General features: G+C 66.4%; 35 protein-coding genes. 20 read left to right on the top strand and 15 right to left on the bottom strand.

Annotated features, from left to right (window positions below):
* Positions 1-2 precede the first annotated feature (2 nt).
* The 3 genes from nth (at position 3) to Q7T84_RS12030 (ending at position 1754) form a co-directional block, all read left to right on the top strand.
* Positions 3-617, top strand: a complete 615-nt coding sequence (nth, locus tag Q7T84_RS12040; RefSeq protein WP_304809114.1) for an endonuclease III — start codon at positions 3-5, stop codon at positions 615-617.
* The gene (gene gcvA, locus Q7T84_RS12035) at positions 614-1549 is read left to right on the top strand and encodes a transcriptional regulator GcvA (protein WP_304809112.1); all 936 of its coding nucleotides are present in this window, start codon (positions 614-616) and stop codon (positions 1547-1549) included. Before nth ends, gcvA begins: the two co-directional genes overlap by 4 nt.
* 67 nt (positions 1550-1616) lie before the next feature.
* Positions 1617-1754: a hypothetical protein gene (locus tag Q7T84_RS12030; RefSeq protein ID WP_304809110.1), complete on the top strand. Its 138-nt coding sequence runs from the start codon at positions 1617-1619 to the stop codon at positions 1752-1754.
* 56 nt (positions 1755-1810) lie between these two features.
* On the opposite strand, the gene Q7T84_RS12025 is transcribed toward Q7T84_RS12030, so the two are convergent.
* A complete protein-coding gene (locus Q7T84_RS12025) occupies positions 1811-2095 on the bottom strand; it encodes a hypothetical protein (RefSeq protein ID WP_304809108.1) in 285 nt (94 codons plus the stop codon).
* A gap of 134 nt (positions 2096-2229) precedes the next feature.
* Here Q7T84_RS12025 and Q7T84_RS12020 point away from each other — a divergent pair, with 134 nt between their 5' ends.
* The 6 genes from Q7T84_RS12020 (at position 2230) to Q7T84_RS11995 (ending at position 6362) form a co-directional block, all read left to right on the top strand.
* Entirely contained in the window at positions 2230-3219 is a 990-nt protein-coding gene (locus tag Q7T84_RS12020; RefSeq protein WP_304809106.1) for an adenosine kinase, read from the top strand.
* Between the two features lie 20 nt (positions 3220-3239).
* Positions 3240-3830 carry an imidazoleglycerol-phosphate dehydratase HisB gene (hisB, locus tag Q7T84_RS12015; RefSeq protein ID WP_304809104.1) on the top strand — a complete coding sequence of 197 codons (591 nt, stop codon included), beginning with the start codon at positions 3240-3242 and terminating at the stop codon, positions 3828-3830.
* A gap of 69 nt (positions 3831-3899) precedes the next feature.
* Positions 3900-4532 (top strand): imidazole glycerol phosphate synthase subunit HisH, encoded by a 633-nt coding sequence (hisH, locus tag Q7T84_RS12010; RefSeq protein ID WP_304809102.1) that lies wholly within the window; start codon positions 3900-3902, stop codon positions 4530-4532.
* Positions 4529-5251, top strand: coding sequence for a 1-(5-phosphoribosyl)-5-[(5-phosphoribosylamino)methylideneamino]imidazole-4-carboxamide isomerase (gene hisA, locus Q7T84_RS12005; RefSeq protein WP_304809100.1), 723 nt, complete (start codon positions 4529-4531; stop codon positions 5249-5251). The genes hisH and hisA overlap by 4 nt, the downstream gene beginning before the upstream one ends.
* On the top strand, positions 5251-6036 hold the full coding sequence (gene hisF, locus Q7T84_RS12000; RefSeq protein WP_304809098.1) for an imidazole glycerol phosphate synthase subunit HisF: 786 nt from the start codon (positions 5251-5253) through the stop codon (positions 6034-6036). Before hisA ends, hisF begins: the two co-directional genes overlap by 1 nt.
* A complete protein-coding gene (locus Q7T84_RS11995) occupies positions 6033-6362 on the top strand; it encodes a phosphoribosyl-ATP diphosphatase (protein ID WP_304809096.1) in 330 nt (109 codons plus the stop codon). Before hisF ends, Q7T84_RS11995 begins: the two co-directional genes overlap by 4 nt.
* On the opposite strand, the gene Q7T84_RS11990 is transcribed toward Q7T84_RS11995, so the two are convergent.
* Positions 6359-6610: a YdeI/OmpD-associated family protein gene (locus Q7T84_RS11990; protein WP_304809094.1), complete on the bottom strand. Its 252-nt coding sequence runs from the start codon at positions 6608-6610 to the stop codon at positions 6359-6361. The genes Q7T84_RS11995 and Q7T84_RS11990 overlap by 4 nt on opposite strands.
* 291 nt (positions 6611-6901) lie before the next feature.
* Here Q7T84_RS11990 and Q7T84_RS11985 point away from each other — a divergent pair, with 291 nt between their 5' ends.
* A complete protein-coding gene (locus tag Q7T84_RS11985; protein ID WP_304809092.1) occupies positions 6902-7786 on the top strand; it encodes a CPBP family intramembrane glutamic endopeptidase in 885 nt (294 codons plus the stop codon).
* Here Q7T84_RS11985 and Q7T84_RS11980 read toward each other — a convergent pair.
* From Q7T84_RS11980 to Q7T84_RS11965, 4 genes are read right to left on the bottom strand one after another with little or no spacing between them, the layout of a single operon-like run.
* A complete protein-coding gene (locus Q7T84_RS11980) occupies positions 7767-8072 on the bottom strand; it encodes a polyhydroxyalkanoic acid system family protein (protein ID WP_304809090.1) in 306 nt (101 codons plus the stop codon). The two genes, Q7T84_RS11985 and Q7T84_RS11980, sit on opposite strands and share 20 nt — an antisense overlap.
* A gap of 41 nt (positions 8073-8113) precedes the next feature.
* Positions 8114-8281 (bottom strand): hypothetical protein, encoded by a 168-nt coding sequence (locus Q7T84_RS11975; RefSeq protein ID WP_304809088.1) that lies wholly within the window; start codon positions 8279-8281, stop codon positions 8114-8116.
* The gene (locus tag Q7T84_RS11970) at positions 8274-8951 is read right to left on the bottom strand and encodes a LysR family substrate-binding domain-containing protein (protein ID WP_304809087.1); all 678 of its coding nucleotides are present in this window, start codon (positions 8949-8951) and stop codon (positions 8274-8276) included. The genes Q7T84_RS11975 and Q7T84_RS11970 overlap by 8 nt, the downstream gene beginning before the upstream one ends.
* Positions 8952-8953: 2 nt before the next feature.
* A complete protein-coding gene (locus Q7T84_RS11965; RefSeq protein ID WP_304809085.1) occupies positions 8954-9388 on the bottom strand; it encodes a hypothetical protein in 435 nt (144 codons plus the stop codon).
* Between the two features lie 178 nt (positions 9389-9566).
* On the opposite strand from Q7T84_RS11965, the gene Q7T84_RS11960 reads away from it, so the two are divergent.
* A complete protein-coding gene (locus Q7T84_RS11960; RefSeq protein ID WP_304809083.1) occupies positions 9567-9977 on the top strand; it encodes a hypothetical protein in 411 nt (136 codons plus the stop codon).
* A gap of 166 nt (positions 9978-10143) precedes the next feature.
* On the opposite strand, the gene Q7T84_RS11955 is transcribed toward Q7T84_RS11960, so the two are convergent.
* The 4 genes from Q7T84_RS11955 to timA form a co-directional block, all read right to left on the bottom strand.
* Positions 10144-11109 (bottom strand): Tim44 domain-containing protein, encoded by a 966-nt coding sequence (locus Q7T84_RS11955; RefSeq protein ID WP_304809081.1) that lies wholly within the window; start codon positions 11107-11109, stop codon positions 10144-10146.
* Positions 11110-11187: 78 nt separating this feature from the next.
* Positions 11188-11763 carry a Smr/MutS family protein gene (locus tag Q7T84_RS11950; protein WP_304809079.1) on the bottom strand — a complete coding sequence of 192 codons (576 nt, stop codon included), beginning with the start codon at positions 11761-11763 and terminating at the stop codon, positions 11188-11190.
* Positions 11760-12935, bottom strand: coding sequence for an MltA domain-containing protein (locus tag Q7T84_RS11945; RefSeq protein ID WP_304809077.1), 1176 nt, complete (start codon positions 12933-12935; stop codon positions 11760-11762). The genes Q7T84_RS11950 and Q7T84_RS11945 overlap by 4 nt, the downstream gene beginning before the upstream one ends.
* Positions 12936-13031: 96 nt before the next feature.
* A complete protein-coding gene (gene timA / locus Q7T84_RS11940; RefSeq protein ID WP_304809075.1) occupies positions 13032-13643 on the bottom strand; it encodes a TIM44-related membrane protein TimA in 612 nt (203 codons plus the stop codon).
* A 152-nt stretch (positions 13644-13795) separates the two neighbouring features.
* Between timA and secB the strand changes: the two genes are divergently transcribed.
* The 5 genes from secB to Q7T84_RS11915 all read left to right on the top strand — a co-directional run bounded on the left by secB (position 13796) and on the right by Q7T84_RS11915 (position 17945).
* Positions 13796-14293 (top strand): protein-export chaperone SecB, encoded by a 498-nt coding sequence (gene secB, locus Q7T84_RS11935; protein WP_304809073.1) that lies wholly within the window; start codon positions 13796-13798, stop codon positions 14291-14293.
* A 70-nt stretch (positions 14294-14363) separates the two neighbouring features.
* Positions 14364-14867, top strand: a complete 504-nt coding sequence (locus Q7T84_RS11930) for a GNAT family N-acetyltransferase (RefSeq protein ID WP_304809071.1) — start codon at positions 14364-14366, stop codon at positions 14865-14867.
* A 96-nt stretch (positions 14868-14963) separates the two neighbouring features.
* Positions 14964-15995 (top strand): mechanosensitive ion channel family protein, encoded by a 1032-nt coding sequence (locus Q7T84_RS11925; RefSeq protein WP_304809067.1) that lies wholly within the window; start codon positions 14964-14966, stop codon positions 15993-15995.
* Between the two features lie 49 nt (positions 15996-16044).
* Positions 16045-16893 (top strand): hypothetical protein, encoded by an 849-nt coding sequence (locus Q7T84_RS11920; protein WP_304809065.1) that lies wholly within the window; start codon positions 16045-16047, stop codon positions 16891-16893.
* Between the two features lie 104 nt (positions 16894-16997).
* Positions 16998-17945 carry a cation diffusion facilitator family transporter gene (locus tag Q7T84_RS11915; protein ID WP_304809063.1) on the top strand — a complete coding sequence of 316 codons (948 nt, stop codon included), beginning with the start codon at positions 16998-17000 and terminating at the stop codon, positions 17943-17945.
* A gap of 10 nt (positions 17946-17955) precedes the next feature.
* Here the strand turns inward: Q7T84_RS11915 and dnaQ are convergent, their stop codons facing one another.
* From dnaQ to Q7T84_RS11890, 5 genes are read right to left on the bottom strand one after another with little or no spacing between them, the layout of a single operon-like run.
* The gene (gene dnaQ, locus Q7T84_RS11910; protein WP_304809061.1) at positions 17956-18663 is read right to left on the bottom strand and encodes a DNA polymerase III subunit epsilon; all 708 of its coding nucleotides are present in this window, start codon (positions 18661-18663) and stop codon (positions 17956-17958) included.
* Between the two features lie 15 nt (positions 18664-18678).
* Complete coding sequence (gene coaE, locus Q7T84_RS11905) at positions 18679-19317, bottom strand: dephospho-CoA kinase (protein ID WP_304809059.1); 639 nt, start codon at positions 19315-19317, stop codon at positions 18679-18681.
* A gap of 1 nt (position 19318) precedes the next feature.
* Positions 19319-20161, bottom strand: coding sequence for a shikimate dehydrogenase (gene aroE, locus Q7T84_RS11900; RefSeq protein WP_304809053.1), 843 nt, complete (start codon positions 20159-20161; stop codon positions 19319-19321).
* Positions 20158-20754 (bottom strand): nucleoside triphosphate pyrophosphatase, encoded by a 597-nt coding sequence (locus Q7T84_RS11895; protein ID WP_304809051.1) that lies wholly within the window; start codon positions 20752-20754, stop codon positions 20158-20160. Before Q7T84_RS11895 ends, aroE begins: the two co-directional genes overlap by 4 nt.
* Positions 20751-21599 (bottom strand): pyruvate, water dikinase regulatory protein, encoded by an 849-nt coding sequence (locus Q7T84_RS11890; RefSeq protein ID WP_304809048.1) that lies wholly within the window; start codon positions 21597-21599, stop codon positions 20751-20753. Before Q7T84_RS11890 ends, Q7T84_RS11895 begins: the two co-directional genes overlap by 4 nt.
* A 519-nt stretch (positions 21600-22118) precedes the next feature.
* Here Q7T84_RS11890 and hemE point away from each other — a divergent pair.
* The 4 genes from hemE to Q7T84_RS11870 all read left to right on the top strand — a co-directional run.
* Entirely contained in the window at positions 22119-23150 is a 1032-nt protein-coding gene (hemE, locus tag Q7T84_RS11885) for a uroporphyrinogen decarboxylase (protein ID WP_304809046.1), read from the top strand.
* Positions 23147-24193: a ferrochelatase gene (gene hemH, locus Q7T84_RS11880; RefSeq protein WP_304809044.1), complete on the top strand. Its 1047-nt coding sequence runs from the start codon at positions 23147-23149 to the stop codon at positions 24191-24193. Before hemE ends, hemH begins: the two co-directional genes overlap by 4 nt.
* Positions 24190-24648, top strand: coding sequence for a CopD family protein (locus Q7T84_RS11875; protein ID WP_304809042.1), 459 nt, complete (start codon positions 24190-24192; stop codon positions 24646-24648). Before hemH ends, Q7T84_RS11875 begins: the two co-directional genes overlap by 4 nt.
* Positions 24649-24964: 316 nt before the next feature.
* On the top strand, positions 24965-25523 hold a 559-nt coding region (locus Q7T84_RS11870; RefSeq protein ID WP_304809040.1), incomplete at its 3' end, for a Rho termination factor N-terminal domain-containing protein.

Here is a 25523-nt window from a genome sequence, read left to right as displayed (position 1 = left end):
AGATCTTCGCCCGATTCATCTCGCTCAGCGACGATCCGCGCACCGAGCTGGTCTATGACAGCCCCTACACCCTGGTCACCGCCGTGGCGCTCTCAGCCCAGGCCACCGACGTCTCGGTGAACAAGGCCACGGCCAGGCTGTTCGCCGTGGCCGACACCCCGCAGAAGATGCTGGCGCTGGGGGAGGAGGGGCTGATCCCCTACATCGCCTCCATCGGCCTCTTCCGGACCAAGGCCAAGAACGTGATCGCCGCCGCCAGGATAATCGTCGAGCAGCACGGCGGCGAGGTTCCGTTGAACCGCGAGGATCTGATGGCGCTGCCGGGCGTCGGCCGCAAGACCGCCAGCGTGGTGCTGAACGAACTGCGGATCGAACCGGCCATCGCCGTCGACACCCACGTTTTTCGCCTCGCCCACCGGCTGAAGCTGTCCTCGGCCAAGACCCCCGACCAGGTCGAGGCTGACCTGATGGCGATCGTGCCCGAACCTTATCTGACCCGCGCCCACCATTGGCTGATCCTGCACGGCCGCTACATCTGCACCGCCAGACGTCCTAAATGTGAGGAATGCGAGATCTCCGATCTCTGCCCGTCAAAGTCGATGTTCGTGGCGTCGTGAACGGACGACTGCCGCTCAACGCCCTGCGGGTGTTCGAGGCCTGCGCCCGGCACGGCAGTTTCCTGCAAGCCGCCGACGAGTTGGCCATCACGCCCGGCGCCGTCTCGCGCCACATCAAGGGGCTGGAAGCCGAGCTGGAGGTGCGACTGTTCGACCGGTTCAACCGCGCGGTGCGGCTCACCGAAGCAGGCCACCAGCTGGCCGTCGGCGTCCAGCAGGGGCTCTCGACCCTGCAGTCGGCGGTGGACGCAGTCCGCTCGCGGCGCGACGCTCCGCTGGTGGTGACGGTGATCCACTCCCTGGCGGCCCGCTGGCTGGTGCCGCGCCTGCACGACTTCCAGCGTCGCTATCCCGACGTCCAGATCCTGGTCTCAGCCTCCGACACACCCAAGGACCTGGCGCGCGACAATGTCGATGTCGCCATCCGGCTGGGCCGCGGTCCCTATCCGGGCCTGCACGTCACCCACCTCTTCGACACCATCATGACGCCGGTCTGCAGCCCCGGCCTGCTGGAGAAATTCGGGCCGTTCACCCACCCCAACGACCTGTCGCGCGTCACCCTGCTGCACGACGTGCTGATGCTGTCGGACGAGCCGGAGTGGACCGACTGGCTGGCGGCGGCTGGGGCCGACAAGGTCGATCCCCGTCCTGGCCCTCGGTTCTCCAACACCTATCTCGCGGTGGAGGCGGCGCTGTCGGATCGCGGCGTGGCGCTGGCTCACCACGCCATGGTGATGGACGACTTGGCGAATGGGCGCCTGGTGCGGCCCTTCGCCCTCACCGTGCCCAGCCCGTTCAGCCAGCGGATCCTCTCGCTGCCGGAAAAGGCGGATCAGCCGAACATTCGCCGGTTCAGGTCCTGGCTGCTGGAACAGGCCCAAGCGGACGGCCTCGCGCCACCAGTTGACCTGCAGTCAATTGGAGCGCCCTAAGCTCGTTTGTCAGGAGAGGCCGGGAAAGCCCATACCCTAAGCGTTCACACGCTGTAGGAGCCTCCCCGTGACCTGCACCTATCCTCAATCGATTGAATTAAAGACCCGCAGCCGCGCGGAGGGCCTCGTCCGCGATGTCATCCTGGCGGTCGCCGTCGTGGTGATCTTCGGCCCCTTCGCCCTGCTCGCCATCACTGGCGGCTAGGGCGCCCGACCTTCGCCCCGGAAAGCCGCGACGCGGCTTCCGGGAAAACGAGTCATTCAAGTGATCCGCTTCACGCTGACCGGATCGCTGCTGGGGAAGCTTTCTTCCAGACCTTCATCCAGCAGGGCCTCCTGCCGGTCTTCAGCGTACTTCTGCTTCTCGGCAAGCTGATCGGGCTTCTCGTTTTCGCCCAGACTCTTGATCGGTCGCGAGTGCGGCGCGTCGCTCCCGTGATCGCCATGAGGGCGACCCTCCACCGCGGAGTCCGCCGCCGCGCCGCCAGAGCCCGCGATAACCGGACGCGCCGCCGCCTTGGCCTTATCGTTCTTCAAAATACCCATGGTCGCTTCTCCGAACTGCCCGATATCAACACCTGGGCAACCGGGCGGTTGCAGCGACGGCCCCCTGCCCTTTCCCTGCAAGCGCTTTCCTTGTAGGACGCGAGCCTAATTCTCGCGAAAGCCGACCCTCCCGCATGACTGAGCTTTACGACGTCGCCGCCATCGGCAACGCCATCGTTGACGTGATCGCCCCGGCGACCGACGAATTCCTGGTGCAGCAAGCCATGGACAAGGGCTCCATGATGCTGGTCGACGAGGCCCGCAGCGCGGCGATCTACGCCGCCATGGCGCCGGGCGTGGAAGCCTCGGGCGGCTCGGCCGGCAACACCATCGCCGGCGTCGCCTCGTTCGGCGGCAAGGCCGCCTTCCTGGGCAAGGTCGCGGGCGACCAGCTCGGCAAGGTCTTCACCCATGACATGCGCGCCATCGGCGCCCACTTCGACACTCCGCCCCTGCTGAACGGCAAGGCCACGGCGGTCTCGATGATCAATGTCACGCCCGACGGCGAGCGGACCATGTCCACCTTCCTGGGCGCCTCGACCGAGTTCACCTCCGAGGACATCGATCCGGCCGTCATCGAGGCGGCGAAGATCGTCTATCTCGAAGGCTACCTGTTCGACGCAGAAGCGGCCCGCAAGGCTTTCGCCAAGGCGGCGGGCCTGGCCCGCGCATCGGGCCGGATGATCGCCATCACCCTGTCCGACGGGTTCGTGGTCGATCGCCACCGCGAGGCGCTGCTCGGCTTCCTGGAGACCCAGGTCGATTTGGTGTTCGCCAACGACACCGAGGTGACCGCCCTCTTCCAGACCACGGACTTCGACGCCGCCGTCGCGGCGCTGCGCTCCAAGGTCAAGATCGCCGCCGTCACCAAGGGCGCGCAGGGCTCGGTCGTCACCGCCGGCGGTGAAACCTTCGCGGTTCCCGCCTTCCCGGTGGAGAAAGTCATGGACACGACCGGCGCGGGCGACCAATACGCAGCCGGGTTCATGTTCGGCCTCGCGACCGGCCGGCCGCTCAATGTTTGCGGCCAGCTCGGCTCCCTCGCGGCGTCCGAGGTGATCTCGCACTATGGTCCGCGGCCGTTGGTCAATCTGAAAGACCTGGCGGCTACCAAAGGACTCTAAGGCCCAAAGGACGTTTGGAAATGTCGCGAACGGCGGAAGTCAGCCGCAACACTAAAGAGACCCAGATCACGGTCAGCGTGGATCTGGACGGCTCTGGCGTGTCCGATGTCGAAACCGGCATCGGCTTCTTCGACCATATGCTGGACGCCTTCGCCCGCCACGGCGGCATCGACCTGAAGGTCCGCACCAAGGGCGACCTGCACATCGACTTCCACCACACCGTGGAAGACACCGGGATCGTCATCGGCCAAGCGATCCACAAGGCGCTGGACGGCTTCAAGGGCATCCGGCGCTTCGGTCACGCCTATATCCCGATGGACGAGACCCTGGCGCGCTGCGCCATCGACCTGTCCAATCGCCCCTATCTGATCTGGAACGTCGCCTTCAAGACCCCGAAGATCGGCGAGTTCGACACTGAGCTGTTCAAGGAATTCCACCACGCCTTCGCCATGAACCTGGGCGCCTGCGTGCATTTGGAAACCCTCTACGGCGACAACAGCCACCACATCGCCGAAAGCGGCTTCAAGGCGCTCGCCCGCGCCCTGCGCAACGCCATTGAACTCGACCCCAAGACCCATGGTCACGCCCCGTCGACCAAGGGCGTGCTGTAAAGCGCGCTCAGCAAAAGTGGCCACCGGTTTTGCGTCCGAGCGCGCGACAATGAAGAGGGTTTGAATTCCATGCAGAGCGTCGCCCTGATCGACTACGGGTCGGGCAACCTTCGCTCGGCCGAAAAGGCCCTCGTCCGCGCCGCCGACGGCCGCGCAAACATCGTCGTCACCAGCGACCCTGAAGTCGTGGCCGCCGCCGATCGTGTCATGCTGCCTGGCGTCGGGGCGTTCGCCGCCTGCATGAAGGCCCTGGCTGAGCGTCCTGGTCTGATCGAAGGCATGACTGAAGCGGTGCAGGCCAAGGGCCGTCCGTTCCTTGGCGTCTGCGTCGGCATGCAGCTCCTGGCCTCCCGCGGCCTGGAGTTCGGAGAAACCCCCGGCCTCGGCTGGATCGAAGGCGACGTCCGTCGCGTCGAGCCCGCCGATCCGACCGCCAAGATCCCGCACATGGGCTGGAACAACCTGATCTCGCTCAGCGGTCCGCCGCTGGTCTCCGAGATCCGCGAGGCCCCCATGTACTTCACCCACTCCTTCGCCTTCTACCCAACGGACGAAGGCGATGTGGCGGCCTATGTCGATCACGGCGGAAAGTTTCCCGCCGCGGTCGCCAAGGGCAACGTGGCGGGCGTACAATTTCACCCTGAAAAGTCGCAGAGCGCCGGGCTTGCCCTCCTGGCGCGGTTTCTGGAGTGGCGACCGTGATCCTTTACCCGGCCATCGATCTCAAGGACGGCCAATGCGTGCGCGTCCTGCATGGCGATCTCAGCACCGCAACGGTGTTCAACACCTCGCCCGCCGCCCAGGCCGCCAGCTTCGTGGAGTCCGGCTTCCACTGGGTGCACGTGGTCGACCTGAACGGCGCCGTCCAGGGCAAGGCCATCAATGAGCAGGCCGTTGAGGCCATCCTCCAGGCCGTCTCGATCCCCGTCCAACTGGGCGGCGGCATCCGCAGCCTGAAGGACATCGAGCGTTGGATCGAGGCTGGCGTCAGCCGCGTGATCCTCGGCACCGTCGCCGTGACCGAGCCCGAGATCGTCAAGCAGGCCGCCAAGCTGTGGCCCGAACAGATCGCCGTCTCGGTCGACGTCCGGGCCGGCAAGGTGGCCACCCAGGGCTGGACCGAAAGCTCCGACCTCGACGCCGTCACCGTGGCCAAGCGCTTCGAAGACGCCGGCGTCGGCGCCCTGATCATCACCGACATCGACCGCGACGGCACGGTCATGGGCTTCAATGTCGAGGCTTTCGGCGCCATCGCCGACGCCGTCGCCATTCCGGTCATCGCCGCCGGCGGCCTAGCCACCGTCGACGACATCGTCCGCCTGAAGGCCCGCAAGGGCGTGCCGATCGCCGGCGCCGTGCTTGGCCGGGCGCTCTACAACGGCGCGATCTCGCCGGAAGAAGCCCTGAAAGTCGCCGCCTGATGCTGCGGGTTCGCGTCATTCCCTGCCTGGACGTCAAGGACGGCCGCGTGGTGAAGGGCGTCAATTTCGTCTCGCTGCGCGACGCCGGCGACCCGGTCGAACAGGCCACCGCCTATGACGCCGCCGGCGCCGACGAGCTGATGTTCCTGGACATCACCGCCAGCCACGAGCGGCGCGGGGCCATCCTCGACGTCATCGCCCGCACCGCCGACGTCTGTTTCATGCCGCTCAGCGTGGGCGGCGGCATCCGCCAGGTGGAGGACGCCCGGCGTCTGCTGCTGGCCGGCGCCGACAAGATTTCGGTCAACACCGCCGCCGTCGAGAACCCCGACCTGATCAGCGCCTGCGCCGACGCGTTCGGCTCTCAGGCCGTGGTCGTGGCCATCGACGCCAAGCATGGCGCGACCGTCTCGGGCGGCGGCCGAAACGACGGCTGGCGGGTCTTCACCTATGGCGGCCGCACCGACACAGGCCTCGACGTGGTGGAATATGCGGTCAATGCGGTGAAGCGCGGCGCTGGCGAGATCCTGCTGACCTCGATGGACCGTGACGGCGCCAAGAACGGCTACGATCTTGAACTGCTGAAGGCCGTGACCAGCGCCGTGAACGTGCCGGTCATCGCCTCAGGCGGGGCCGGCAACGCCCAGCACATGGTCGAGGCCGTGACCAAAGGCGGCGCCGACGCAGTGTTGGCCGCCTCGATCTTCCACTTCGGCGAGGTTTCGGTCGCGCAAGCCAAGCGGGCGATGGCGGAGGCCCGTATTCCGGTTCGGGAGCTCGCATGACCCGCTTCACCGAGACGCTTGAGCGCTTGGCCGCCACCATCGAGGCTCGCAAGGGCGCCGATCCGTCCAGTTCCTACACCGCCAAGCTGCTCTCGGACGGCGTCGAGCGCGCCGCCAAGAAGTTCGGCGAGGAAGCCGTCGAAGCGGTGATCGCCGCCGCCCAGGGGGACCAGGACGGCCTGGCCGCGGAGAGCGCCGACCTGATCTATCACTGGCTGGTCCTGCTGGCCCGCGCCGGCGTCAGCCTCGACGACGTCGCCGCCAAGCTCGAGGCCCGAGAGGGAACCTCCGGCCTAGCCGAGAAGGCCTCGCGCGCGCCTTCCTAGGCGGGCGGACGGCCCCCGCCGGCCGGCTTCCACATCATCTTCATGTAGACGTCGCCGTCTTCCAGCTCGTCGAGCATCTGGGCCAGGCGTTTGTGGCGGGTCTCGTCCTTCCGGGCGCGAACGATCCAGCCCAGATAGTCGTTCCGCTGAGACGACGGGCGAGCTTCGTAGGCGGCTGTCAAGTTTCGCTCAGCCAACGCCGCCTTCACAAAGTCGGGCATCGGCGTGATGGCGCGGATCAAGGTCATAAAGGCAAGCTCCACTGTCTCCCTTACAAACGAAGGACCATGGCGAAGGTTCTAGGACGTGCGCCGTGGCGGCCAAAATCTCCGCCAAGACCGCTTGGTCTTGATCTCCGTTCTCACGAGATCAAGAACTTAATCGCCCTATACGGGAGATTTGCGCTTCGACAGCCTCAGTGAGTTGTCGGCGCAACATATTTGACGACGCGGCACGACGAATTTCTGCGTCCGACGCCCGGATGCGGCTAAATGCCCAAGCCGCCGTGGCTCTGCTCCCGCACCACAGATCGTTAAGCCGTGATCGCTCAATTCCCGTTCCTACAGGCCATCACAGAACGCGATCGGCGCTGGTCGCGCATCGCCGCCATGGCCCTGGCGGCGCCGATCGTGTTCTTCATGCTCAGCATCGTCATCGCCTTGACCATGGCGCTGTCGGCGGACGGCGACATCTTCGCGGTGACGGCCGATCCAAAGCTCCAGCGCTCGGCGATCTACGTGCTGCAACTCGGCGCCGGCCTCGGCGGCCTGGCGTTCGGGATCATGCTGGCCGCCCACTACGTCTTCGCCCGCCCATTGAAGAGCTGGCTGACCGCCGCCCCGCAATTTCGCTGGAACCTGGTGCTGTGGGGCGCGGCCCTGACCGTCATCGGCGTCGGCGTGGTCATGACCGTGGACGTGGTCATACTGGACGGTCAGTTCGAATATCCGATCTTCGACCCCACCTACGCCATGAGCCTCAAGCTGGCCTATGTGGCGGCGGTGGTGGTGGGTCTGTTCGTGGCGGCGACCGCCGAGGAAGTGGTGTTCCGCGGCTATCTGCTGCAACAGACCGCCGCCTTGACCAAGCGGACCTGGCTGGTCATCGCCATCAACGCCGCGGTTTTCGCCCTATTCCATCTGGAGTTCGATCCGGTCGCCCTGGCGGCGCGAGCCCTGGCGGGAGCCGCCTTCGCCTGGGCCGCCCTGCGGCTGGGCGGGCTGGAATTCGCGATCGGCGCCCATGTCGCCACGAACCTGATGCTGGCGCTGGTCCAAGGGCCGCTGCTGCCCGAAGATCCCGGTGTCGCTGGCGATGTCGATGACGTCCTGGGCGAGGTCGGGCTGGCGCTCTACATGATCTGGGCGGTGGAGATCACCCGTCGCATGCCGCGGCTGATGGGATCTATTTCTTCTCCAGCATAAGCTGGCCTTCCTTCTTCAGCCGGCCCTTCACCTTGTCGGCGATCATGGCGAAGAACGGCGGCAGGTCGACCTCCATGCGGACCGCCTCCTCCATCACATCCAGCCGCCCCGCCACCGCCTGACCAACGACCTTGGCGGAAAAGCTCAAGCAGTCGCCGTCCCACGCCTTGGTCAGCTTCACGCCGTCGAACTGGTGGCCCATACGGCTGATCCCATCCTCGATCCGCTTGCGGGCTTCGGCCCGGCCGAGTTCGTGCGGGATGGTGACGGTGACAGGCTTAGGCATGGGACGTCCTCCGAATGACCCAAGCATAACGGCTTACGAGCCTAAGCGCTCCCGCCGGTCGCGGCGACCGCGGCGGGACCGGGTCCCTCGGCGTGCCGGGCCACCGCCACCGCGCCCAGGAGGATCAGCACCATCGCCGCGATGCCGAGATTGGCCCAAAGGCCGCGCCGCGCCTCTCGCCGCCAAGCTGGGGCTAGCCGCTCACGCACCGGCCATCTCCCGCCCTCGGGCGGCGTCGAGGAACCGCCGCAGCGCTGGTCGCTCGTTCTCCGGCGACCAGAAGGCGCAATAGGACAGCCAGGCGCTGTCGCTCTCCAATGGCCGGGCGCAGACACCAGGATAGAAGGCCCCCAGAGCCGAGCCCCCGGCGATGGTCACGCCGAACCCCAGCGCCGTCAGGTCGATCAGGTTATCGCGCTGCACCGCGTAGTGAAGGAAGTTCGGCGGGCCGCCGAGCGCGCCGATGATCGCCCGCTGCAAGGCCCGGTCCCCCGCCCCGTTCCCGGCCATCAGGATCGGGGTCTCGCGCAGCGCCGCCGATGGCACGCTGTTGCACGCCGCCAGGGGGTGACCTTCGGCCATGAAGGCCATCAGCGGCTCGCTCCACAGCGGCGTCGAACGCCAGCCCGGCGCGCCTGCGTCGTACAGCGCGATGGCCAGGTCGACGCGCCGGGCCGGAAGGCGTTCGGCCATACCGGTCTCGTCGAGATCCTCGATCATCAGGTCGACCTCCGGCCTTTGCCGACGATAGCGGCCGATCAGGTCCCGCAGTGGCCCCCAGTTCAGCGAGCAGGCGACGCCGAGCGTCAGGCGCTCACGCCGCCGAGGCGTCCGCCAGGCCGAGATCGGGGTCGTATAGGTGCGATAGGAGAGGTCCATGGTCAGGCCGCCTCGCGCAGGTCGCCGACCGACCGGCGCGCCACCAACACATCGCGATGCGCGCCCGACAGTCGGCGAACCACGTTGAACCGGTGAGCCCGGAACACCGCCTCGACAACCCCGTCATTGGCGGCCGAAGCGTGGGCCGTCTGGACGATCATCACCCCGCCTTCACGCACGTGCGGGCCTCGGTCGAGCAGGTCGGCCAGCCATCCGCCGGTCGCGGTATGGGCCACCAGCAACGCCTCGGCGTCGTCGGCGGGAGAGCGGCGGCCAGCCTGCAGGCAACCGACCCTGTCGTAGCCGCGCCGGCAGAGCCAGAGCAGCGCCGATAGGCTGCCGGGGCCGGTGACGCGGATGTTGCTGCCTGGCCGCACGCCGGCTTCGGCGAGCAGTTGGGCCAGGCTGATGCTGGAGCGGGAAGTCTCTTGCGACATGATCGCCTCTATCGAGGAAACGCTGGTCAGCACACGGCTTGACCATCCCCGCCAGCATGGCGGCCCCCGCATAAGGGTTCGATCCGGAAGATCGTCGGCCGGCATAAGGCCGCCATCATGACCGAGGAACAAAGCGCTTCCGCCGACGCTTTAGGGACAGGACCCAGAAAGGCTCCCCGTGTCCCGCTCAAAGCGCATCCTGATCGCACTTGGCCTGTTGCTCGGCGTCGCCCTGGTGGCGACCGAGGCGCAGGCCGGAGTTTGCGGCGGTCAGGCGCCGCCGGTTGGCGCGCAGCTTAAGGGACCCGTGCTTCAGGTCATCGACGGCGGGCATCTGTGCGTCGCGATAGACACCTCGCCCAGCACCTGGGTCGAGGTGCAGGTTCTTGATCCCCGCTTGGTCCGCGCCTCGACCTCTGATGACGCCAGGCGACGTCTGATGGCCGCGGCCTTCGCGCGCGACGCGGTCTGCGTGATTACGGGCAAAACCGGCGACAAGGTTACAGCCGCCTGCATGATCGACGGCGAGCACCTCGGCGCCCGCCTCAATCAGCCGGAAATCGTCAAGGCCGCGCAGATCTGGCGGTGACCACCTCACTACGCGCTGGTGACCCTAGGCCGAGCGCCGGAAGGTGTCAGGCGTCCACAACCGTCGGCGTCCGACGAGAAACCTCGAACGCCTGGGTTTGTGGATGGCCGGGACAAAGCCCGGCCATCACACGCTTGAAGGGGCGGCGCTCGCCCTTCGCTTAAAACTAGGCTTCTTGGATCGCCGAGAGCTTCCAGGCTTGGCCTGGCTGACGCACGAAGGTCCAAAGCTCGGTGGTCTCGGTCACCGCGTTCGGATCGCCCTCAACGACCGCGCCGCTCTCACGGTCGACCATCCAGTCACGGCTCGAATAGCGCAGGGCGGCGGTGGCGTATTCGGCGTCGCCTTCGCGCCAGGCCTCGGCCACGTCACCTTCTAGCATCTGGACGTCGCTAACCTGATTGCGCACGCCGCGGGTGGCGTTCTGGCTGAGCTCTTCGGCCAAGTAGCTCATGATCTCGGGCGTGCTGCGCTCGCGGATCGCGGCGTAGTCTTCGCGGCCAAAGGCTTCCTGAACTTCACGCAGCATGCGCTCGAAGATTTCGCGGTCGGAGGTCTGCACGGCAAAGTCCTCGCCGGCATAGGGCGCGGCGGCGGGGGCGTAGCCGCCGGACGCCGGTTGCTGGACGTCGAAGGGCGAGCGGAAGCTGGTGTTCGCGGCCGACATCGGGCTAGCCGCAGTGGCGGTCGCCGGGCGACGACGATTGGCGAAGAACTTGAAGATCAACATGCCGGCCAAGGCGAGCAAGGCGATCTGCAGGATACCGCCCAAGGCGCCGGCGAGACCCGCGCCGAAGCCGTGACCGAGCAGCATGCCGATCAGGCCGCCGACCATCAGGCCTTGGAAGAGCCGATTGCCAAGGATGCCGCCACGCTTGGGGGCGTTCATCGGATTGGCCGCCTGCGGCCGGGCCGCGGCCGCCGCGCCGGGCTGGCCCGGTTGCGGAGAGGTCATCGAGCGCTCAACCGGGGCGGTCTGGGTCGGAGCGGTCTTGGTGGGCGGCGGGGCGCTATAGGTGCGCGCCCCCCGGCTGCCGAAGCTTCCCCCGCGACGGGCGTCCGCTTCGGACGCGAGCGACAGGCCCATCACGAGCGACAGGCCAAGGACGGCGGCGACTTTAGGCAACTTCAAGACACGTTTCCTTTGATGATTTGGGTCCTATGTCGGGTGCCCAGGCTTAACTTGCCAGGGACAAACGATAATTTGACCTCAGCTATGCGGTTTTAATTTCAGCGCGACATAGAGCGCGCCCTCGCCGCCGTGCCGTTGGTGGGCTTCTGAAACGCCGGCGACGACGCCGCGCAGGGCCGGGGAAGCCAGCCATTCCGGAGTCCGCCTGCGCAGCACCCCGCCGCCGCGCGCGCCCTTGCCAGTGATCACCAGCACGGCCCGGCAGCCATCGTCCCAGGCCCGCAGCACAAAGGCCTCCAGGGCGGCCTGTGCGCGATCCTGATCCAGACCATGCAGGTCGATGCGGGCGCCGATCGGGTCGCGCTCCTTGGCGATGCGGTGCTTGCGGCGCGGCTCGATGTCCCGCTCGCCGCTATTGCGGACCGGCGAACCGGAGCGCGGCGGACCTTTGACCAGTTCGCCGACCGTGAACGGCGCGCCGTCCCACACCGGCGCAGGCGGAGGCGTCAGCTTCTTCGCGGCCGGCGTGGCCGTGAGCGCCGGGGGCGCTGGCACGGGTTCGGGCGGCGGTGCCTTGCGGCCCGGCTTGCGGTGGACGGTGGCGGCGACCATCGACCAGAGCTTCTGCTCCTCAGGCCGGATGGGCCGTTTCACCGCGCCTGGCCGACCTTCGGAACCAGGCGGTGCATCCGCAGGGTATGGCGCACCCGTCCAGCCTCGGCGCCGGCGCTGGCGCCGTGCCCCATATAGAGGTCAGCGCGCACCGCGCCCTTGATAGCGCCGCCCATGTCCAACGCCATCACTGTGCGGCGATAGGTCGGGAAAGCGCCCGATAGGGTAGGGGCCACGCCATCGATAAAGAACACCTCGCCCAGACGGTTGCGGGCCGTGTCGATCGCGATCGCCCGGCCGGGCGGCAACGGGATGCCCGCCGCGCCCACCGGCTGGCGGCCGTCGTCCGGCGCCAGGGTGAAGAACACATAGCGAGGATTTAGACGCATCACCTCATCGGCCCGGGGACCGCGATTGTCGGCGAGCCAGCCACGGATCGCATCGCCGGACGTGTTGTTGGCCGGCAGCAGGCCGCGGTCGCGCATCGGATTGGCGATCCCGACGAAGGTTCGACCGTTGGTCGCGGCGAACACCGCCTTGGTCCGGCGGCCGTTCGGATAGGTCAGTACGCCCGATCCCTGGATCTGCAGGAAGAACAGATCCTCGGGCCGCATCCAGGCCAGGGCCTGGCCGGGGGGTGTGGCCTCGATGGCCGCGCGGTCGGGATAGGCGCTCATCTGGCCGTTAGGGCCACGTCGCAAGGCGTCCTTGCCGGGGATGCCAGACCCCACCAGATCGGCGGGCTTGCCGCGCACCGGGGCGGAGAACTCGGCGCTGGGCCGGTCGCGCGCCTCGTATTCCGGAGAGAAGTAGGCGGTGAGGATGCCGTCCCCGATCAACAGCTCGGGCCGGAAGCTCTCTTCGAAGAAGGCCCGGGCGCGCGGGCCGTCGAGCGGGCCGATGGCGCGGGCCCGGCGGCAGATCTCGCCCATGGCCGGGTCGCGAGCGACGCCGCAGGTGGTGCGGAAGGCTTCATAACCCGCCGCATGGTCGTCCTGCGCCCAGCCCGGCAGCTCGGCGAAACTCTCCGGGCGCGCGGGTGTGGGGATGGGCTGGGTCGGCGTGGGGCGCTGCGGCTGCGGACGGGGCGCCGGCGGAGGCACCGCCTTTGGGGTCGCGCAGGCGGCGATGGCCAGGGTCAGCACCAAGGCCGGCACGAGCCTCAGTTTGCCCAGATGGCCGCCAAGCCCCTGCGTCATGCGTCGAGAAACCAAGATCGCCCCCGGAATTGAATCAGGTCCCGACGTCGTCGGGCTTTGAGATGTTTTCTAGCCTCCCGTTCGGGGCGGGAAAACGGCGGGCCAGCCCTTCTAGGCTTCGGCGGCGTCCACGTGGACGAGAATCCAGTTCGGGTCGCTGCTCTTCAGGCTGCGCTCGAAGGTCCAAAGCTCGGCGGTGCGCTTGTCGTCCACGGCCTCGCCTTCGGGACCCTTGGTGCGGCTGCGGAACTCGGCCAGGAAGCGCACGGTGATCCGCGCGACATCGTCGTGCAGGTCGGCGCGCTCCAAGTCGGCGCGCGGCGGATGCAGGAATTCCACGCTTTCGGTGGCTCCTCGCGCGTCGCGCTCGGCCAGCACGGCTTCAAAACTGGCCAGCACCGGCGGCGCCAGCAAGTTCCTCAGCGTCTCGCGATCGCCGGCGGCGAAGGCGCGAACCACCATCTCGTAGGCGCTCTTGGAGCCAGCCAGGAAGCGCGACAGGTCGAACGACGGGTCGTGGTGCTTGATCGCGGGCAGGCCGGTCAAACCCACGCCGTCGTCGGCGGGATCCACCGCCGGCGTCTGGCGCCCAGCACTAGTAACGGCGTCGGCCGCGGCCGTGTCCTCGGGCTGCCGTCCCACGCGCCGACCCAGCACTGCGTAGAGCTGGTAGAGCACGACCCCGGCCAGGCCGGCGAAAATGATCAGTTCTAGGACTTGCAACTTCTTGGGGCTCGCTGGACGTTGAACATTCAATATAGGGCAGCGACACGCCCTCGTCAGGGGGCGACGTTGCCACGGCTTAGGCCACATGTTAGCAGCCCGCGCCACAACAGGACGTGAATGAGCGTCCAATCAACCGGATTTTCCTGAAAATGACCGATACCGACGCCGCCGGCCCCGAGAGCAACGGAGCGGATGCGCCCGAACCCGGCATCCGCATCCTCGCCCAGTTCGTCCGCGACCTGTCTTTTGAGAATCCCCGCGCGCCGGAAACCCTGCGCGCCCAGAACACCGCCCAGCCGCAAATCGAAATGGGCGTCGAGATGAACGCCCGTGGCCGTGAAGACGGTCTGTTCGAAGTCGATCTGAAGCTCTCGGCCCGCGCCACGCGCGACGACGGCCCGGTCTTCCACGTCGAGCTGCTCTATGGCGGCGTCTTCCAGATCACCGGCGTCAGCCAGGAAGAGCTGGAGCCCGTGCTGCTGGTCGAGTGCCCGCGCTTCATGTTCCCGTTCGCCCGCCAGATCATCGCCGGCGTCACCGCCGACGGCGGCTACCCGCCCTTCATGCTCGACCCGATCGACTTCGGCGGCGTCTACGCCGCGCGCAAGGCGCAGGGTTTGGGCGGCGAAACGATCGGCAACGCCTAGCTAATCCTGTCTTCCCCCGCCCGGCCGAGGGCAGGGCGGGGGAGGCGACTTGGAATCTCGGCCCTTCCCCATGACCGAGCTGCAAACCTCCAGACTCAAGCTTCGGCCCGCACGGCCCAGCGACCTGGCCGCCCTGCACGCGGTGCTCAGCGACGGCCAAGCGATGCGCTTCTGGTCGACGCCGCCACATCAGCACATCGAGACGACCAGCGCCTGGCTCCGAGACATGATCTCGGCCCCGCCCGCGACCAGCCATGACTTCGTGGTCGAGCATCGAGGCGTGGTGATCGGCAAGGCCGGATTCTACCAACTGCCCGAAATCGGCTTCATCCTGCACCCGGACTACTGGGGCCAAGGCCTGGCCCGCGAAGCCCTGCAGGCCGTCATCGCCAGCGTTTTCGCGACCTATCCGATCCCGCAGATCATCGCCGACGTCGATCCGCGCAACGCCGGGTCGCTGGCCGTCCTGACCCGGCTGGGGTTCATGGAAACCGGCCGCGCCGAACGGACTCTGCTGGTCGGCGACACCTGGTGCGACAGCATATATCTGGGCCTGAGCCGCCCCCAGCCGTAACGTCCGACCACCTAGGGTTTCCCCGAATGGGCAAGCCGGCGTCATCTGCGCATCCTCCGATGATCGAGAGAGGCCTTCTTCGCCGGGAGCGCGCCCATGACCAGAGCCAGTCCGCTGGAGGCCGCCCGCGATTGGCTGAGCTCGGAAGGCTTGGTCGCTGTCGGGGGGCGTGTACTGGTCGCTCTCGCTATCGTTGGCGCGACCTATGTCCTGGTCAAGACGATGCAGTTGGGATTGGAGCGCCTGCGCCGGCGCGCCAAGGTCGCCTCGCCGCTGATCTACATCATCGAGAAGGTCGCCACCTACGCCCTGGCTGTCGCCGGCCTGATCGCCGGCCTGGCCACCCTAGGCGTCGACCTCAACTCATTCACGGTGTTCGCGGGCGCCATCGGAGTCGGGGCCGGCCTTGGCCTGCAGGGCGTGGTCAAGGAATTCGTCTCCGGTCTGGTGCTGATCTTTGATCCCGCCATCCAGGTCGGCGACTTCATCGAGCTTGAGAGCGGTCTTCGCGGCGAGGTGATGGAGATCGGCCCGCGAGCCACCCGGCTGCGAACCAACGACGACCTGCATGTGGTCATTCCGAACTCAAAGTTCATGCAGAGCCAGGTGATCAACTGGACCTACGACGACGAGTCCGGCCGTATCCACGTGGCGTTCACAGTCGCGGAGGAAGCCGACAAGGCGGTGGTGCGTGACGTAGTGATCGCCGCCGCCCAGGCCTTGCCCTTCACCGCGCCCGATCGCCCGGACCGCAAGACCCAGGTGTGGATGACCGGCTTCGCCGGAGAAGGCCTCGATTTCGAACTTATCGTCTGGCCGACCTTGGAATCGTCACGCCATCCCTCATCGATGCGCGCGGCCTATACCTGGGCCGTGCATGAGGCGCTGCGCGCGGCCGGGATCAGCAACGCCTCACCACAACTCGATCTGCGGCTTCGCAGCCTCTTCGGCCGGGAAGGCGACCATGCCCTGCGGGCCCTCGACATGGCCGACAGAAGCAAGAGCGTCCCGCGCGAGCCGATCCCTGAGCGCGCGCCCAATGACGCCGCCGCGGCGGTGTTCGACGACGCGGCCCGCAACAGCCGGGCTCGCGACGCCGAACCGCGAAGGCGCGAGACACAGGCCTGAGGCCCAGCCCCGACAAACTCGCGCCATCAATCGCCCTCAAGCTCCGCCGATGAGTTTTGCAAGACCCGCCGTCGCAGCCCTCGCCGCAGCCTTCCTGTCGATCCCCAACCTCGCGGCCGCCCAGCAGGTCGCCGCCTTTTCCCGTGAAAACAATCGCTTCTTCGTCGACTGCATGGTCGATCGAGTGCTGGAGCTCTGCCAGCTCGACACTGGGTCCTACGGCGTGGGCCTGCGCCCCAGGCCAGAGTTCCAGGCCTATCCGGCGCACGGCGTCGGCGGGGTGATGGGGGCCAGCGGCCAGCCGCTACCGACCCGCGAGGTGCGGCTAGGCGCCTTGAGCTTTGGCCAATTCAAGCTGCAGGACGTCGCCGCGGCGGTCTCCGACAGCCCGTTCGACCACAGCATCATCGGCCTGGAATATCTCGAGCGCCTGGGCGCCTTCACCTTCGATTTCCGTCGCAACGAGCTGCGGCGCGGCTGGCCGGCGTCGAGCCGATCCTGCGAGGAACCGTTCGAGTTCACCACCAGGATGATCCGCGTGCCGGTCGATCTGCCTGGCGTTCACGTCAAGGCCGCCTGGGACACCGGGGCCAGCACCACCGTCGGCGACGCCCGCTTCATCGCCGCCCACCCCGAGGTCTTCCGCTTCGTGCGCAAGCTGCCGCCCGGAACCGACGCCACCTCGACCGGCATGCCCGTCAACCTCTATGTCGCCAGCAAGCTCTCGTTCTGCGGCCGCGACTTCCACGACGTGGCCGTGGTCGCCGTCGACATGTCGCGTTCCAAGGCCTTGGTTCCGGACTTTCCCGACCTGACACTCGGGGCCAATCTGATGGTCGGCGACAGCTGGTCCTTCGACTTCGCCGACCGCAGCTGGGCGTTTGGCCGCGGCTCCTAGCCCGAGCCCCCTAGGCGCCGCGCACGAGATGAGGTCATCTGGCGGGGGTTGAGCTTCCCTGGGATACAAGCGCGTGCCTGCTATCGAGGCCCCGCCAGCAAAGGATGCGCAGGCTGCCTCCCAGCTGGCGCAAGTCAGACGTGACGCTGCACTCCACGGCCAAAGAACAGCGCCTGCTGCTAACATCGATGGTGGTTACGGTCGTCCTGGCCCTCGCCAGCATCGGGTTCGGACTGTGGATCAGCTCCAAGTCGGTGATGTTCGACGGCTTCTACGATCTGATCGACGCGGCCATGACCGGCGTGGCCCTGCTGACCGTGCGATTGATCTCGCGGGGCGACGACGACCGCTTCCAATATGGCTACTGGCACCTGGAACCAATGCTGGCCCTGCTGAACGGCCTGGTCCTGGCCTTCGCCTGCATCTACGCCTTCATTGACGGCCTCAACGGTTTGATCGTCGGCGGCCGTGAATTGCAGTTCGGCATCGGCGCGATCTACGCCGGGGTCAGCAGCATCATCAACTTCGCCTTCTTCGCCTACATTCGGCGCTCAGCCCGCCATCTCGGCTCGCAGATGCTGGATGTCGATGCACGCTCCTGGCTGATAGGCGGGGTGCTTAGCGCCGGCCTGTGCCTGAGCTTCATGCTTGGCGGCCTGCTGGCGCAGACCAGCGCCGCGCGGTTCGCGCCCTATGCCGACCCAATGATCCTGGTGATCATCGCTCTTTGCCTCGTCCCATTCCCCTTGATGACCATCTGGAAGGCCGGCCGGGACATTCTGATGATCACGCCGAGCGACCTGGACGAAAAGATCAGTCAGTTGGCCAAGGAGGTCGCCGAGCGGCATGGCTTCGTCGACTACGACTCCCATGTCGTGAAATCGGGCCGCCAGCAGTTCATCGAGATCGGGCTGGTCGCGCCATCAGGCGACACCGAGACAAACTTCGCGCGTCTTGACGCCATCCGGGACGAGATCGCGGCCGCCATGGGCGGGGTGAGCCCAGGCTATTGGCTGACCGTCGACTTCACCGCTGACAGGCGCTGGATCTGAATGGCGGGCGCTAGAGCCCGTGCTTGTTCCAGAGTTCTTCGTTCTTCACGACATCGCGGATGAAGCTGGCGTGCAGTTCGCGCTCGGCTTCGGTCGAGCGGAAGGGCAGGGGACGTGGACGCGCGCCGTAGGACGCCGACTTGGCGTTGGCCACCGCCTGGGCGACCATGGCGTGGTTGGTGAGTTCGAGCGTGAGGGCGCGGCCGCCCTTCAGCTCCAGATAGACACCGGCCAGCAGCCGGGCGTCGATCAAGGCGCCGTGTTTCTCACGGTCGCTGAGCGAGATCTTGAAACGTTTGCAGAGCGCGTCGAGCGAGTTGTGCATCCCCGGAAACTTCTTCCGGGCGATGGCCAGGGTGTCGATCCAGCGCTCTTCGGGTAGCGGCGCCAGGCCCAGCCCCTGTAGCTCGAAGTTTACGAAGGTGCGGTCGAAAGTGGCGTTGTGGGCGATGATCGGAGAGTCGCCGACAAACTCCAGGAAGTCCTGATGGATCTCCTTGTCGCGGAACTTCGGCTTTCCGCGCAGGAAGGTAGCCGACAGGCCGTGGACCTTCTCGGCCTCAGGCGGCATGTCACGTTCAGGGTCGATATAGACGTGGAAACTGCGCCCGGTGGGCAGATAGTCCTCGATCTCCAGGCACGCCAGTTCGACCAGCTTGTGGCCCATCTGCGGCTCGAAGCCCGTGGTTTCGGTGTCTAGAACGATCTCACGCGCCATACGGTCTAGATCGCCTTATTTGGGCTGGTCTTCAAGGGAGGCGAGACGCCGCGGCGGTCTACGCTGTGGATCACGCATGGTGGCGATGATCACGCTCACCTGCTCGCGCGCCGGCTCCAGACCCCGGCCGGTATCGACCACGAAATGAGCCCGAGCGCGCTTCTCGGAGTCATGCATCTGGCGCGACAGGATCGCGTCCAGTCGCTCGGCGGTCATGCCGGGACGAGCCAAAACTCGCTCGCGTTGCTGGCTTTCCGGGGCGGACACCACCACCACAGCGTCCATGTTCGCCTCGCCGCCAGTTTCGTAAATCAGCGGAATGTCCAACACGACCATGTCGGCGCCGGCCTCTTCCGCCGCCTTGAAGAACTGCACCCGATCGGCCCCGACCAGCGGATGGACGATCTTGTTCAACCGTCCCATCGCCTCGTCGTCGCCCAGCACCCGGGTCCGCAGCGCCTCGCGATCAACCGCCCCGTCCTTGGTCACGCCGGGAAAGGCCGCTTCCAGCGGCGCCACGGCCGCGCCGCCCGCCTGATAGAGATCGGCCACGGCGGCGTCGGCGTCATAAACCGGCACCCCGGCCTCGCGAAACATCGCCGCGGTCGTCGACTTGCCCATGCCGATGGAGCCGGTCAGTCCGATGATCAACATCTCAGAGTCCCAGAGCTTTAAGGGCCAGCGTGCGTACATCGACGCCCGCTGGCGGCGCTTGACCGTAGAAAGCTTCAAAAGAAGGAACCGCCTGGCCGATCAGCATCGCCAAGCCGTCGACTGTTTGGCGGCCCAGCCCTTCGGCCTGCGCCAGGAACGGGGTCTTCAGCGGCTTATAGACCATGTCCATGATCACCGCGCCTTGCGGCGTGGCTTCCAGCGGCGCCTCCAGGGCCGGCGAACCGGACAGGCCGGCGGAGGTGGCGTTCACCACCGCGATCGCGCCCTCGAAAGCCTTGGCGGCGTCACTCAAAGCGAAAGCCGTGGCGCCCAGCGGTTCAGCGATTTCCTGGGCCTTGAGCAAGGTTCGATTGACGATCCGCACGTCGCCGCACCCGGCTTCGACAAAGGCCGCCGCCGCGCCGCGCGATCCGCCGCCCGCGCCCAAGATCACCACCGGACCGGCGGCGGGATCAAAACCCGGCGCCTGCTCGGCGAAAGCCCCGAGCATGCCCAGCCCGTCGGTATTGTCGGCCAAGATCGTCCCGTCGTCGCGGAACACCAGAACATTGGCGGCCTGCGCGCCGCGAGCCCGGAACGTCGTTTCATCCGCCAAGGCCAAGGCCTCGCCCTTGAAGGGCAGGGTGACGTTCAATCCCGCCACGGTCCCGCCGCGCAATGAATTCACAAAGGCGACGAACCGCCCTGGCTGCACCGAAAACGGCACATAGACCCCGTCCAATCCCACCGCCGCCAGCCAGGCGTTGTGCAGGATCGGGCTCATGGAATGGCTGATCGGCCGCCCGACCACCCCAGCCACTCGGGTCGCGCCGGAAATGCTCATGCCGTAAGCACCCCGTGGCGGCGGAACAGATCGAGCAGTCCCATCAAGGGCAGGCCGAGAATGGCGAAATAGTCGCCTTCGATTTTCGAGAACAGTTGTGCGCCGGGGCCTTCCAGCCGGTAGCACCCGACCGAGCCCAGGGCCTCCTCGCCTTCAAGCTCCAAGTAGGTCGCCAGGAATTCGTCGGAGAAGTCGCGCATCGTCAGGGTCGCCGAGACAATCTCACGCCAGATCGGAGCCCCATCCTTGGCCACCACCACCGCCGAGTGCAGCTTGTGCGGCTTGCCACGCATGGTCTTCAGCCGCTCGGCGGCGGCTTCCACCGTTTCGGCCTTGTCGTAGAGCTTGCCCTCGAATTCGAGGGTCTGGTCGGACCCGATCACGAAACCCGGCTTGGAGCGCGAGACCTTGATCGCCTTCAATTCGGCCAGGGCGTCGGCCACATCGCGAGGGCTCGCGCCCTCGGCCAGCATGGCGGTCTTCACCGCGTCCTCGTCGACCCCGGCCACCGACACCTCGAACGAGACGCCGGCCCCGGTCAGCACGGCGCGGCGCGCGGCGCTCTTCGACGCCAGGATAATCTGCGTGCTCAACCCAGCACCTCCACCTGTCCATGACCGCCATGCAGCAGGTTCATCACCGCCGCGGCCGTTTCCTCGACGCTACGGCGAGTGACGTCGATCACCGGCCAGCCCTGGCGTTCGTAGAGCCGGCGAGCCTTCACCGTCTCCTCACGCACCGCCTCGATGTCGATATAGGAGGATTCCCGGTCTTCCTTGAGGGTGAGCAGCCGGTTACGCCGGATCTGGATCAGCCGATCGGGAGAGATCGTCAGGCCAACGACCAGGGCGTTTTTCAGTTCGAACAGCTTTTCCGGCGGCGGTCGAGTTGGCACCAGCGGCACATTGGCCGCCCGCACTCCGCGATGGGCCAGATAGATGCAGGTCGGCGTCTTGGAGGTTCGAGAGACACCGACCAGAACCACGTCGGCCTGTTCCAGATCCTGCCCGCCCTGACCGTCATCATGACCGATGGCGTAGTTCAAGGCGTCCATCCGGTTGAAATAGTCGTTGTCCAGCGCGTGCTGCACGCCGACCCGGCGGCTGATCGAGGCGCCCAGATAGCGCTGCAGCGAAGAGACCAACGGATCGAGGGCCGCGATGCAGGGCATGTCCAGCCGCCGCACGCCTTCTTCCAGCGCCGTCCGCAGTTGATCATCGACGATGGTGTGGATGACGACGCCCGGCGCCTCCTCGATGTCGGTCAGGGCCCGCTCGAGCTGCCGGGGCGAGCGCACCAGCGCATAGATGTGTTCGATCGGCAGAACGTTCTCGAACCGGGCGCAGACAGCGCGCGCCATGGCGTTCAGCGTCTCACCGGTCGAATCCGACACCAGGTGGACATGGAAATAGGTCGCGACGCGCGGGGTCGAGGTCATGGGCCTCTTGGGGCTGCAAGGACGAAGTGCGGAATCTGAGCGGGAAAACTGGGGATGAAAGAGTCGATACCTTCTTAACGAAGGTGGACTGCTTTGTGGAATACCCCGCGCCGCGACAGCACCCCTGTGTACGGGCGGGACGAAGTCGGGGTTTCGCCGCACTGTCGTCCACTGAAACGATGGTTAAGATTCCATGAACGCGGGTGTTGGCGACCGGGCCGTGGATGACTCCGGTTCGTCAAAGTTAACTCCCCGTTAACCTACTAACGAAAGGTAAATCCCACTAGGGCTGGCGTAGTTCTCCCCGCAATCCACAGGGGGGTCCGCGGAGGGGTCGTTAACCGTCAATCGCCTTGTTGATAAGGGGTTGCGACGGTATGGCCAGCGGAAGTTGTCCCCGTATGTCCACGGCCCTACCTCTTCCTCAACATCCAATATCTAAATTCTTATTAGGAAGAAGACAGTCGGGAGGCGCCCATGGGCTTGAGCCTGGGGCCTTAAGCCGGTTTAACGGCTCCCATGTCAGAAGGTTCAAAACCGCGCCTCTTGAGGGCGCTCGCCGGTGAAACCCTGGATAGGCCGCCGGTCTGGTTCATGCGTCAGGCCGGAAGGTCGCTTCCGGAGTACCGCGAGCTCCGCACCCGCGCGCCGGATTTCATCGCGTTTTGCCACAATCCGGAGATGGCCGCCGAGGCCACGATGCAGCCGATGCGGCGGTTCCCGCTGGACGCCGCCATTGTGTTCGCCGACATCCTGCTGATCCCGCGTGCGCTCGGCCAGGAAGTCTGGTTCGAAGCCGGCGAAGGCCCCAGGCTTGGAGAACTGCCGTCGATCGAGTCCATGGCCGACCAGATCGAGGCCTCCACCGGTCGGCTCTCGGACATCGGTGAGACCCTTTCGCGGGTTCGGGCGGAGCTGGAGCCTGATCGAGCTTTGATCGGCTTCGCCGGGGCTCCCTGGACCGTGGCGACCTATATGATCGAGGGTAGGGGGTCGGATCGGTCCGGTGCGCGCACCTACGCCTATCAAAACCCCGACAAGCTCGACCGGCTGCTGGACGTGCTGGTGGAGTCGACGGCGCGCTACCTGGTGATGCAGGCCAAGTCGGGCGCCCAGGTTCTGAAGCTTTTCGAGAGCTGGGCTGAAGGCCTGGCCGAGGATGTTTTCGAACGCATCGTCATCAAGCCGCACGCCGCGATCATCGAGAAGGTTCGGGCGGCGGGGATCGATACCCCGTTTATCGGCTTTCCACGTGGGGCCGGCGCCCTGGTCGAGAACTATGCGGCCAAGGTTCCGGTCAGCGCCGTGGCCCTGGACACCCAGGCGTCCGCCGTGCTCGGCCAGAAGATTCAGGCTGGCGGCAAAACCATCCAAGGCGCGCTGGACAATCTATTGCTGCGCGCCGGCGGCCCGGCCCTCGACGCACGGGTCGACGCCCTGATCGAGCAGTGGAACGGCGGCCCCTATATCTTCAACCTCGGTCACGGCGTCCTGCCTGACACCCCGATCGAGCACATCGAACGCACGATCCGACGGGTGACCGGCAAGTGAGCAAGCTCGCCGTTGTCCTGTTCAACCTCGGCGGTCCCGATGGGCCGGACGCCGTGCGTCCGTTCCTGGAGAACCTGTTCAAGGACCCGGCGATCATCAGCCTGCCGGCGATCGCGCGGATCCCGCTGGCCAAGTTCATCGCCGCGCGGCGGGCGAAGATGGCCAGGGCCAATTATGCGATCATGGGCGGCGGCTCTCCCTTGCTGCCCGAGACCCTGAAGCAGGCCCGCGCCCTGGAGACGTCGCTCAACGAGGCGGACCCCTCGCGAGAAACGCGGGTGTTTGTCGCCATGCGTTATTGGAAGCCGTTCGCCGAACAGACCGCGAAGGACGTCGCCGTCTTCGCGCCTGACGAAATCGTGCTGCTGCCGCTCTATCCGCAGTTTTCGACCACGACCACGGGCTCGTCGGTGAAGGACTGGGGCCGGGCCTATGCCGGTCCTGGCCGTACGCACACGGTGTGCTGCTATCCAACCGAGCCTGGCCTTACCGACGCCCACGCCAAGATGATCCGCCAGACCTGGGAACAGGCAGGCAGCCCGGCCAATGTGCGACTACTGTTCTCCGCTCACGGTCTTCCGGAAAAGGTCATCGAGGCGGGCGATCCCTACCAGGCTCAGATTCAGGCCACCGCCCAGGCCGTGGCCATGCGTCTACCCGAGTTCACCGACTGGAACGTCTGTTACCAAAGCCGGGTCGGACGGCTGAAGTGGATTGGCCCGTCTACGGACGATGAGATCCGCCGGGCCGGGGCTGAAGGCAAGGGCGTGCTGATCTGCCCGATCGCCTTCGTCTCCGAGCACGTCGAGACCCTGGTCGAGCTGGATCACGAATATGCGGAGCTGGCCGGGCGGGTTGGCTGCGCGCCCTATTTACGGGCTCCCACTCCGAGCACCGAGCCGGCCTTCATCCGGGCCCTGACTCGGGCGACCAACCAGGCCTTGGCGCGCAATAGCGAGGTTGCTCCGCACGGTGCGTGGCGTTGTCCTGAAACCTATAGCAAATGCGCCTGTCGAAACGGGGCGGGGGGAGTTACGGCGTGAACTACGATCTTTTGAGGGGCCTGCACATCATCGCGGTCATCGCCTGGATGTCGGGGATGATGTACCTGCCTCGGCTCTACGCCTACCACACCGAGACGGCGCCCCCCGGCAGCGAGTTCGACAAGAATTTCCTGGTCTGGGAGCGCAAGCTCCTGAAGATCATCATCAATCCTTCGATGATCCTGGTGTGGATCCTCGGGGTGAGCCTGACCCTGTGGCACGTCTATGCGGCGAAGGAAGGCTGGGCCTTTCTCCATCAGCCCTGGATGATCGTGAAACTTGCCGCGGTGATCTTCATCTCGGGCTGGCACGGCTTCTTGGCCGGCTCGTACAAGAAGTTTCTGGCGGGGCAGCGTCCGAAGTCCGCGAAGTTCTGGCGCGCCACCAACGAGCTCCCGTTCCTGGCCGCTGTCGTGGCGGTCCTCGCGGTCACGCTTCAATTCGGGCAGCGCTGACCACGGCGCGCGGCGGTGCTTTGTTGAGGGGCCGGCTGGTCATCGCATTTTAAAGCCGCCAATCGGCTGACTATCCCCCGGACCAGCCCAGGTTTGGTGAACGACCACGCTTGACCCCGGCGGCCGCATGTGGTTCCGCTCTCCCTACGTATCGACGAATTTCGTAGGTACGCCCCGCCTTTTTCCGTGCGCCGCGCGCTTAACCAGCAGCTGCGGCCCGGCCCTCGAAACAAATCCGGCGTCGCAAAACGCCTCCAACGATTCTCTTCGCGCCCGAGAACTGCTCGGTTGGCGGAGCCTATCTCAGAGTATTTTCATGACTGAAGACACCCCGAACGAAACCCCGGCCGACGAAACCGTGGTCGAAACCGCGGAAGCCGCGGAAAACACGCAAGCTCAGATCGAAGCCGGCGCCGAAGGCGACGACGACGACGATCATTCCGAGGTCGCCGCGGCCATCGCCGCCATGGGCCTGACCCGGATGTCGCTCCAGGAGCTGAAGGACAAGTCGCCCGCCGACCTGCTCTCCTTCGCCGAGACGCTGGAGATCGAGAACGCCAACTCCATGCGCAAGCAGGACATGATGTTCGCGATCCTCAAGGCCTTGGCCGAAGAGGGCGTGCAGATCTCCGGCTCGGGCACTCTGGAAGTGGTGCAGGACGGCTTTGGCTTCCTGCGCAGCCCGGAAGCCAACTACCTGTCCGGACCCGACGACATCTATGTCAGCCCCTCGCAGATCCGTAAGTTCGGTCTACGGACCGGCGACACGGTCGACGGCGCCATCCGCGCGCCGCGCGAGGGCGAGCGCTACTTCGCCCTGGTCAGCGTCGAGCTGATCAACTTCGAGAACCCGGAGAACGTCCGCCACAAGGTCC

Origin of the sequence: Phenylobacterium sp. (genome assembly GCF_030654915.1) — a bacterium.
Taxonomy (GTDB): Bacteria; Pseudomonadota; Alphaproteobacteria; order Caulobacterales; family Caulobacteraceae; genus Phenylobacterium.
Note: the sequence above shows the minus strand (reverse complement) of the source record. Positions and strands in the feature narration are given on the sequence as shown.